Genomic DNA, 9,608 nt, shown 5'->3' with positions numbered 1-9,608 from the left:
CTTGAATTTGCTGCCAGATATCATCGGTGAGAAGAGTACGTGCCATTGAAAAAATATAGAAATCAAAAGAGCTTAAAGGAGGATTTTAAGTATTTAAAACCAATTTTTCAAATGAGGACACGCCCTAGTCCTTTACAATAATTAGCAATTACTTCTACCCCTTTCTGCTCTCGCCAACTGGTATAGGTCATTAATATTGCAAGCGGTGCAAAGATCGTTGCTGACCAAAGCAAGAGATTGGTCGCTAAAGCAATATCAACATCTAAAAGTTTGAAGATTGCATAAATCGCAATGCATAAAACTAAAATGATTGCATACACTGCCAGTAAAGTAGCCAACAGATTTTCTGACTTTTTCATCTCTTGCTACCCCAAAAGCAATTTAGCTTCTATTTGGCAACACGTTGTTTATTTTCTAAAATTTCTGGTAAACCATGTTCAATCCAGTGAATCATTTGCATCACTTTATCTGCAGCTTGTGAACCGGTAATGGTCAACTGATATTCCACTTTGGGCGGCACAACCGGATAAACCGTTCTGAGCACAAAACCATCTTGTTCCAGCACTTTTAAAGTCTGGGAGAGCATCTTTTCACTCACTCCTTCAATCCGTTGTTTCAGTTCACTAAAACGATGCACACCTTCACTCAGGCAACGCAACACCAAGACCGACCATTTATTGGAAAGATGCTCCAATATTTCACGTGATGGACATTCAGTTGATAAAACCTGTCCTAATAACGGACTAATTGCATAATTTGTCATAAATCTATCCTGGTATTTTATTACTTACTGATTTTAATATACTTACTCTTTGTAAGCTAACAGATTAATATTTCGTCAGCAAGCTGATTTACATTTTGTGATTGAATCGAATCCACCCGACTTCAATAAAAAATAAGTATAAAAAAAGAGCCTCCATAGAGACTCTTTTTTAAACTACATCAACAAATTATGCATTTGTTTCTGCAGGAACTTTAGGATAGCTTACGCCGCCCATTTGTTCAGCAATACGTAATACCTGGCAGCTATAACCCACTTCGTTATCGTACCAAACATAAGCAGTTAAACGGTTGCCTGAAGTGATTGTTGCTTGCGCGTCAAATACACCTGCAGTGCGTGAACCAATAAAGTCAGAAGAGACCACCTCAGTCGAGTTGGTATAACCGATTTGACCTTGAAGGATCGAACCGATTGAAATCTGACGAATATATTCGTTTACTTCATCACGATCAACGTCTTGACCTAAAGTCAGGTTAAGAATTGCAAGTGATACATTTGGCGTAGGAACACGTACAGAATTACCTGTCAATTTACCTTGAAGTGCTGGCAGCGCTTTAGCAACTGCTTTCGCTGCGCCAGTTTCAGTAATAACCATGTTCAATGTTGCAGCACGGCCACGACGGTCCGCTTTATGGTAGTTATCGATCAAGTTCTGGTCGTTTGTGAACGAGTGAACTGTTTCAACATGACCATTTAACACGGTGTATTTATCATGCAATACTTTCAGTGTTGGAGTAATTGCGTTAGTCGTACAGCTTGCAGCAGAGATGATGCTATCTTCAGCAAGGATGTCCGCCTGGTTCACACCGTAAACCACATTCTTCATGTCACCTTTACCAGGTGCAGTCAAAATAACACGAGCAGCGCCCGGGCATTTCAGGTGTTGAGCAAGACCTTCAGCATCACGCCATTTACCAGTGTTGTCGATCACAAGTGCATTGTTAATACCATATGCTGTGTAATCCACTTCAGAAGGATTAGACGCATAGATCACTTTAATGAAGTTACCGTTTGCAATAATTGCTTCGTTTTCTTCATCTACAGAAATCGTGCCTGCAAATGGGCCATGAATCGAGTCACGACGCAGTAGAGATGCACGTTTTTCCAAATCACCATCAGATGATTTACGAACCACGATTGCTTTCAGGCTAAGACCGCGACCCAGACCTGATTGACCAATCATCAAACGTGCCAGGATACGACCGATACGACCGAAACCATAAAGAACTACGTCTTTATGTTCTACAGCAGCAGCATTACCTTCTAGAGATTTAACAGCGTCTGCAACAAATGCATCGATGTCGCCGCCTTTTTCTTTAAATTCAACAGCAAGTTTACCTAGATCAACTTCAGCAGAACCGATGTTCTCAACTTTCGCCAATGCTTCAAGAATTGGGAATGTATTTACAACCGAAAGTTCAACATCGAGTACGCGAGTACGGCGGTGTGCTTTCAAGATCTGAATCACAGAACGGTTAATTAAAGAGCGACCATAAACTGTAGCTACAATATTTTTTTCACGATATAACTGACCAACAAGGGCAATCATGCGTTCCGCAAGTTCTTCACGGTTTTTCCAGCGACCTTGGTGCTCTGCATGTAGGGCAACGATAGTGTCTTTGCTCACAGATACGTCCTCTAATTAATTGTAAATCTAGGCATAAATTTCAAAACCCCATAATTGTAATGGAATTGGAGGCAACTTTGAATCAAAAGCTCACCGAGACGAGTGGTTTTTAACGTATATTCACTATAAATCTGGGAAATAGTTGCAATTAGCTAAATGATTTTGCATTCAAAAATTTTAAAAGCATGCGTTTTCCCGTACGGAGCAGAAATTTGTTAAATGTTGTTTATTCATTCGATCTCTTTTTAATTTTAAGAGTCTAGTCGATCCTGATAGTTTGCCAGATTTTTCTTAAGCGCTAATTGCTGTTTACGCTGCTTAAATAGATGCAGAATCCCTTCAATCACCAGCACCAATACGGCGAGCCAAATTGGAATATAAGTCAGCCACTCGCCAGCTTCCACACGCTCCCCCAAAGCCATCGAGGCAAAGGCCAACAGCACAGGTTCCAGATAACTCAACAACCCAAAAATAACAAAGGGTAAATATCGGCTGGCGAGAATATAGCTACCGAGTCCCAGTGCGCTCAAAAAACCCAGTACCAATACTGCCCAGATCAAATGAGAATGATTTAACATGAGCTGCATCGAGTCGCTATAAATAAAACCCAGATAAAATGCAGCGGGTAAAATCAGACATAGATCCCACCAGAAGCCCCCCAGATGATCCGTAGCAAATTTACGCCGCATGAAGAAATACAAAGGATAGGCCAAAGCCACATAGACCGTTTCCCATGCAATTGAACCAATTCGCCAGATCTCATGCCCTACACCCAATACAGCCAAAGTGACAGCCACCATCTGGAATGATGATAATTTCTCTTTATAGAGCATACAGCCGACCAGCACCATCACCAGAGGCAACAAAAAATAACCGAGTGAGACTTCTAGGCCACGGCCATTAATAGGGCCCCACAAGAACAGCCATAACTGTGTGGTACATAACAAAGAGCTGATCAGCAACCAGATCAAAAACGCAGGTTGCTGTAAAACCCGCTTAAAGATACTGCTGATATGTTGCAGATCACCCGACCACCACATAAAGGCAGTTAAAAACGGAATCGTGGCCAGCATACGCCAGGCAAAGGTCTGTTCACTATCTAAAGGCTGTAAGAAAGGCGTAAATACATAGAGCACCCCGAAAACCACCGAGGCCAATACAGATAACGCAATGCCTTTATACATAGTCAAACTCTACTTTCATTCGCCGGCATTATAACGATTAGTACACTAGAAAGCTTGATGCTTCATCTATTTAAAGTGAAATCACTACCCTACTTTGAAATATATTTTTGCTCATAAAAATAAAAAACCATGCCTAAGCATGGTTTCGATTAAGAAGATATTTCTATCTTTGCGTTTGTTTGGTATGAATCACATCACTCAGGTCATAACCCACAGACTGTGCATATTGCAAATATTCGTTTACAACATTTTTATCTAATTGCGGATTACGTGATAGTATCCACATGTATTTACGTTTAGGCTCACCGACCAGAACGGTTTGATAATTCTCATCCAGTTTTAAGACCCAATAATCGCCACGCCCGACCGGAATCCAGCGAATAAAGTCGGGCAGGAAACTGACTTTTAATTTGGTATTTTGCGGTGGATCTTGCACAAATGCCTCACCCAAGGATTGGGTTGGCTGACCATCTTTTTTAGTACAGCGGTTATCGACCACAATATTGCCATTTTCATTCAAGGTATAGGTTGCAGTGACATCACGATCACATTTATTTTGAAAAGACAAAGGCTTGCGCGCCACTTCATACCAAGTCCCCAAATAACGGTCCAGTTCTACTTTTTCAACGGTCGGTAATGGCTCATTTTGCGCATAGGCCATCGTTGCCGCGCCCAAACCCAGAAGAACCGCACTACCCACAGCAATTTTTGCCAGCTTCAATCCAGTACCTGAAGAATTTTGAGTTGTCATAAAAATACCTATTATATGTTCACAAAATATTTATTTAAAAATTTTCTGTTCTTACAATAGCCTTATCCAAGCACTTGATTTGTTACATTATGTTTGGTTTATGATTGACTTTAGGTCATTGAAATAAAACTTCATGTAAAAAAAATCAATCAAACATCTGGGCTTTTAAGCGCAAAATTTCATCACGCAGACGTGCAGCCTGCTCAAACTGTAACTCTTTAGAGGCTTTCAGCATTTCCTTTTCAAGCTTGTTAATATGCTTCGCAAACATTTTCGGGTCTGCCATGATATGTCGTTCATCTGCACTGATCGCGCGCGCCTGATCAGAAGCTTTCAATTCAATTGAATCATCATCCAATATTTCACCGGTATCAATTTCCTTGATTACCTGACGGACTGCGCTACGCGGAGTAATACCATGCTCTTCATTAAACTGAATCTGCTTGGCACGACGTCGATCTGTCTCATCAATGGCTTTTTGCATTGAGTCAGTTATTCGATCTGCATACAAAATCGCCCTCCCTTTCAGGTTACGCGCAGCACGCCCGATAGTCTGAATGAGAGAACGCTCAGAACGCAGGAAACCTTCTTTATCGGCATCCAGAATCGCAACCAGTGACACTTCCGGCATATCCAGACCTTCACGCAGCAGGTTAATCCCGACCAGCACATCGTGTACGCCAGTACGCAGCTCATGAATGATCTTGACGCGCTCAACAGTATCGATATCCGAGTGTAAATAAGCGACCTTAATCCCGTACTCTTTCAAATAAGAGGTCAGGTCTTCTGCCATGCGCTTGGTCAAGGTGGTGACCAGTACCCGCTCGTTGATATCTTTGCGCAGATTAATTTCTGAAAGTACATCATCGACTTGCGTCAGTACCGGACGAATTTCAATTTCAGGATCGATCAGACCGGTCGGACGTACCACCTGCTCGACAATCTGCTGCGATTTTTCCAGTTCATAGCGAGCTGGCGTTGCGCTGACATACACAGTGGTCGGGACAATGCGTTCCCATTCTTCAAATTTCATCGGACGGTTATCTAGCGCGCTTGGCAAACGGAAACCATAATTCACCAGATTTTCCTTACGCGAACGGTCGCCTTTATACATGGCACCAATTTGTGGCACGGTGACATGTGATTCATCAATAATCAGCAAGGCATCATCGGGAATATAATCGAACAAGGTGGGTGGCGCCTCGCCTGAAGGACGTCCAGACAAATGACGCGAGTAGTTTTCGATGCCATTGGTATAGCCCAACTGCTGCATCATTTCCAGATCATAACGGGTACGCTGTTCAATCCGCTGCGCTTCCAGCAATTTGTCATTTTCACGGAAGAATACCAGTCTCTCTTTGAGTTCTTCCCGAATGGTTTCAATTGCGCGGGATAAATTGTCTTTGGGCGTGACATAGTGACTTTTGGGATAAATCGTTACACGTGGTACTTTGCGCACCATTTTTCCGGTCAAGGGATCAAACCAGCGAATCGAATCGACTTCATCATCAAACAATTCAATCCGGATGGCATCCTGATCCGATTCTGCCGGGAAAATATCGATAATTTCGCCACGAATACGATAAGTACCGCGCAGGAATTCCAGTTCATTGCGCGAATACTGCATTTCGACCAGACGGCGGATAATATCATCACGACCAATGCGGTCGCCTTCCACCACATGCAGCAACATGCTCATGTAGGCATTCGGATCACCCAAACCATAAATTGCAGAAACTGATGCGACAATAATTGCATCACGACGTTCTAATAATGATCGGGTCGCGGAAAGACGCATCTGGTCAATATGGTCATTAATTGCGGCATCTTTCTCGATAAAAGTATCTGAAGATGGCACATAAGCTTCCGGCTGATAATAATCATAATAACTGACAAAATACTCGACGGCGTTATTCGGAAAAAATGCTTTAAATTCGCCATAAAGCTGTGCAGCCAGCGTTTTGTTATGTGCCATGACAATGGTCGGACGCTGGGTCTGTGCAATCACATTGGCCATGGTATAAGTCTTACCCGACCCGGTAACGCCCAGTAAAAGCTGATCATGAAAGCCCTGTTCAATACCCTTGACCAGCTTTTCAATGGCCTGTGGCTGATCACCTGCGGGTTGATAACTGGTTACTAATTCAAAGGGTTGCTTATCAGTCACAGCTACATGTCTCAACTCGAATGCGGATCAGGAATTTTAGCAGATTTCAGACTTGCCGGAGCAGATTCCATAGCCAAAATACCGAAATCCAACAGATGATGACAGTCGAGAAATATGTTGAGAATTCTCATATTTAGTCAGTCTTTCAACATTCAGGCCATCCCTGCTTTTTACTTGACCCCAACCCCGATCAAAGGCAACATGAAGATCAGGATGGCCTCGAATAGACAATTATGACTTACCACTATCACGATGAAAGTATTGTTAAATCCCTTCCGGAAAATACCGTGTTTGTTTTTGGCAGCAATCTGGCGGGGCAGCATGGCGCAGGTGCAGCAAGAACAGCGCTTGAGCATTTTGGTGCAGTCATGGGCGTCGGTCGTGGCTGGTCGGGTCAAAGCTATGCGATTCCAACCATGAACGAGCATTTGCAGCAAATGCCGCTGTCACAAATCCAGCACTATATCGATGACTTCAAGATTTACACCAAAAACCATTCTAAAAATAAATATTTTATTACGTCTTTAGGATGCGGGATCGCAGGTTATAAAGTCGAAGAAATTGCACCGATGTTTAAAGGCATTTCACGCAATGTCATTTTCCCGCAATCTTTCCGCCCTTTTGTGGAAAAGCCTCTACCCAAATTAAGCGCAAACTTCCTACATACGATTTTTCGCGATTCAGTCATTTTAAATCCTGCGACTGATGAGCTGATTGAAGAATTGCCATTGACCGAAAATGAAAAAAGTCTGGCGAGGATTATTTTAAATACCCAGATCTATCCGACCGACAGCAATGGGCGGGAACGGGTCTTCGAAATTGAAGATATCCTGCATAATCTAAATACCAAACTGGTCGATTTTCAGAGTCATTCCGAAGGTGCCATGCTGTTTGGGGGTGTGATTTTAGCGCTACTTGAGCTGTATAATATTAATGAAAAAGACTTTATTGATGTCTGGCAAGAACAGCGAGAAATTGCCCCACCAAAACCGGAAAATAAAGCACGTAAAAGCATTCGCTAATAACTTATCTCTCTAAAAGCCAATTTCTGAATTGGCTTTTTTTATGGGTATAAGATGTGCAAGGTCAATAGATCAACTAATTATTTTATTCTGCTTAGCGATGAGCTTTTTGAGATGCTGCATGTATTCGATCAAGATCATGCAAATGAGAAATGAGAAATGAGAAATGAGAAAAATCTGGCCAGGGTTTTATCTGCTCGAGAAATAAGGAAATAGATGAAATATTAATTGCTGAATATCTAAAAATTTACACAAAAAAAGCCATGACTCATCATAGCTTTTTGAGTTCGACCAATTAACGTTTACCCATTGAACGACGCGTACCGCGTGGCGGCATCCAGGTACGGTCAGCATAACGCTGCGGTCTTGGTCTTAAATCTTCCAGAACTTCTTCCGCAGCATTTTGCTCCGCTTGTTTGATCGGGAAAGGTAAATTAACCAGAGGCTTTTTTTTGGGAGGTGTTTGGGTGCTCATATGATTCACTCAATAATATATGCGCCTATTGTACAAAAAAACTCAAGCAACTGGGTAGCAGGATCTTGGATAAATTCTGTTAGTGCTATTTGGAGCTCAAGCACGGAAAGCAAAAAATCAATTCATTCCTAAACGACTTGCTGCAAAAATCGGCCTCATTCAGGAACAAAAACCTATATTGAGGACTTAAAAAATCAAAATTTTGCTGAGATAAAAACCAGATTTTTCTCTACTTAAACTAACTGTCTACATTTTAAAAGACTTATTTTACAGATGTTTCTTTGTTAACAGCTCAAACCTTGAATACAAAAAACACACAAAAGCTACCAATCTTAACCGATGGTTAACCTTTGATCTATTGTTCTATAACTGAATTTTTTAATGAAGTTCACATAATTAGTGAACTAGAAAAACGAATAAATACACTGGACATGGAGTTCCAAATCAATGAAAACAATGCTGGCATGTATGGCAGGCCTTGTCACTTTACCTATGGTCGCCCACGCAGATTCGCCTTATTTTAGTCTACAGGATGGAGATGGCTTTAAACGCTTTTCTGTGTCTGTGGGTGCACTACATGTGATGCCACAAGGTAAGGCCCAAGCTTTTGCAGTCAATACTGCGGTCAAAAATGGTGAAGTAAGTGATGTCGGGGCAGTCAAGTCAAGTACTGTACGCGACAATATTCGTGAAGGTTATAAAATCCCGCCTTTACTCGATTTAGCTTTAAACCTACCCGAAATCTCGGCTCCCCTCAGTGGGCAAGCCACCATTCAAGGTTTAGAACAATGGAATAATCCAGGGACTGGTCTGGAAGCCGATGATGTCACGACTTTAGGCATCATGACCAATTACTATTTTACTGATCATATTTCCTTTGAAGTGAAAGCTGGTATTCCACCCAAAGTGGATTTACAAGGCAGTGGTAAAATCTATGCCCCATTTTCGGCCATCGCAACCCCCCTGGGGGGTGCCTTAGGCAACCTTGAATTGGCCAATGATCTTCTGATTACAGACTTGGAAGCCTATGGCCCTGCTGCCTCGGCCCGTGCCTGGACACCTGCCGTTGAATTCCAGTATCACTTTGGTAAAACCGGAGTGAATAAATTTCGTCCTTATGTCGGCTTAGGTGTGATGTATGCCTATTTTAATGAACTGGAAATCAACTCGCGTACCGAGCAGGACCTGATTGCTGCTGGACATATGATTGCCAATATTAAACAAGGCAATGCTGGTGCTTCCCTTGAAGGTAAGCTAAGTGAAGCCGATCCTAAAGTAAAACTTGAAGCCTCAGATGTCTTTGCCCCTGTCGCTACGGTTGGCTTCAGTTATGACTTTAATGATACCTGGTTTGCGGTCGGCTCAGTCTCCTACGCACATCTGAAAAATGATACAACCATTACCGTCACTGATAGTACGTTGGGTGAACTGATTCGTTCCAAGGCAGATATTGAGATTAATCCGATTCTGGCCTATGCCGGTATTGGCATGCGTTTCTAAGTTCAATATCAGGTTTCAGAAAAACGGCTTCGGCCGTTTTTTTAGGCTTAAAATATTGATAAAAAAAATTTATCTTTCGATCAATTTTTATTTTATCGCCT

9 protein-coding genes are annotated in these 9,608 nt (G+C 42.1%); 2 read left to right on the top strand and 7 right to left on the bottom strand.

From position 1 onward, the window contains the following. Positions 1-107 precede the first annotated feature (107 nt). The 6 genes from FTV48_RS08600 to uvrB form a co-directional block, all read right to left on the bottom strand. Complete coding sequence (locus tag FTV48_RS08600; protein ID WP_253602672.1) at positions 108-359, bottom strand: hypothetical protein; 252 nt, start codon at positions 357-359, stop codon at positions 108-110. A gap of 29 nt (positions 360-388) precedes the next feature. Then, positions 389-763 (bottom strand): helix-turn-helix domain-containing protein, encoded by a 375-nt coding sequence (locus FTV48_RS08595; RefSeq protein WP_180000028.1) that lies wholly within the window; start codon positions 761-763, stop codon positions 389-391. A 187-nt stretch (positions 764-950) separates the two neighbouring features. Continuing rightward, the gene (locus FTV48_RS08590) at positions 951-2,408 is read right to left on the bottom strand and encodes a glyceraldehyde-3-phosphate dehydrogenase (protein ID WP_005096443.1); all 1,458 of its coding nucleotides are present in this window, start codon (positions 2,406-2,408) and stop codon (positions 951-953) included. 251 nt (positions 2,409-2,659) lie between these two features. Continuing rightward, positions 2,660-3,592: an EamA family transporter RarD gene (rarD, locus tag FTV48_RS08585; RefSeq protein WP_180000026.1), complete on the bottom strand. Its 933-nt coding sequence runs from the start codon at positions 3,590-3,592 to the stop codon at positions 2,660-2,662. A gap of 163 nt (positions 3,593-3,755) precedes the next feature. Next, positions 3,756-4,343, bottom strand: coding sequence for a lipocalin family protein (locus FTV48_RS08580; RefSeq protein ID WP_180000024.1), 588 nt, complete (start codon positions 4,341-4,343; stop codon positions 3,756-3,758). 145 nt (positions 4,344-4,488) lie between these two features. Beyond that, positions 4,489-6,510, bottom strand: coding sequence for an excinuclease ABC subunit UvrB (uvrB, locus tag FTV48_RS08575; protein ID WP_005096439.1), 2,022 nt, complete (start codon positions 6,508-6,510; stop codon positions 4,489-4,491). Positions 6,511-6,743: 233 nt separating this feature from the next. Between uvrB and FTV48_RS08570 the strand changes: the two genes are divergently transcribed. Further along, entirely contained in the window at positions 6,744-7,532 is a 789-nt protein-coding gene (locus FTV48_RS08570) for a hypothetical protein (RefSeq protein WP_005171774.1), read from the top strand. Between the two features lie 295 nt (positions 7,533-7,827). Here FTV48_RS08570 and FTV48_RS08565 read toward each other — a convergent pair whose 3' ends face one another. Continuing rightward, positions 7,828-8,007: a hypothetical protein gene (locus tag FTV48_RS08565; protein WP_004646507.1), complete on the bottom strand. Its 180-nt coding sequence runs from the start codon at positions 8,005-8,007 to the stop codon at positions 7,828-7,830. Positions 8,008-8,454: 447 nt separating this feature from the next. Here FTV48_RS08565 and FTV48_RS08560 point away from each other — a divergent pair, with 447 nt between their 5' ends. Beyond that, on the top strand, positions 8,455-9,507 hold the full coding sequence (locus FTV48_RS08560; protein ID WP_159138013.1) for an OmpW family protein: 1,053 nt from the start codon (positions 8,455-8,457) through the stop codon (positions 9,505-9,507). Positions 9,508-9,608 lie beyond the last annotated feature (101 nt).

The organism is Acinetobacter sp. YH18001, assembly GCF_013416975.1.
GTDB classification, from domain to species: Bacteria; Pseudomonadota; Gammaproteobacteria; order Pseudomonadales; family Moraxellaceae; genus Acinetobacter; species Acinetobacter pseudolwoffii.
The sequence above is the reverse complement of the archived record's forward strand: the minus strand, read 5'-3'. Positions and strand labels throughout refer to the sequence as shown.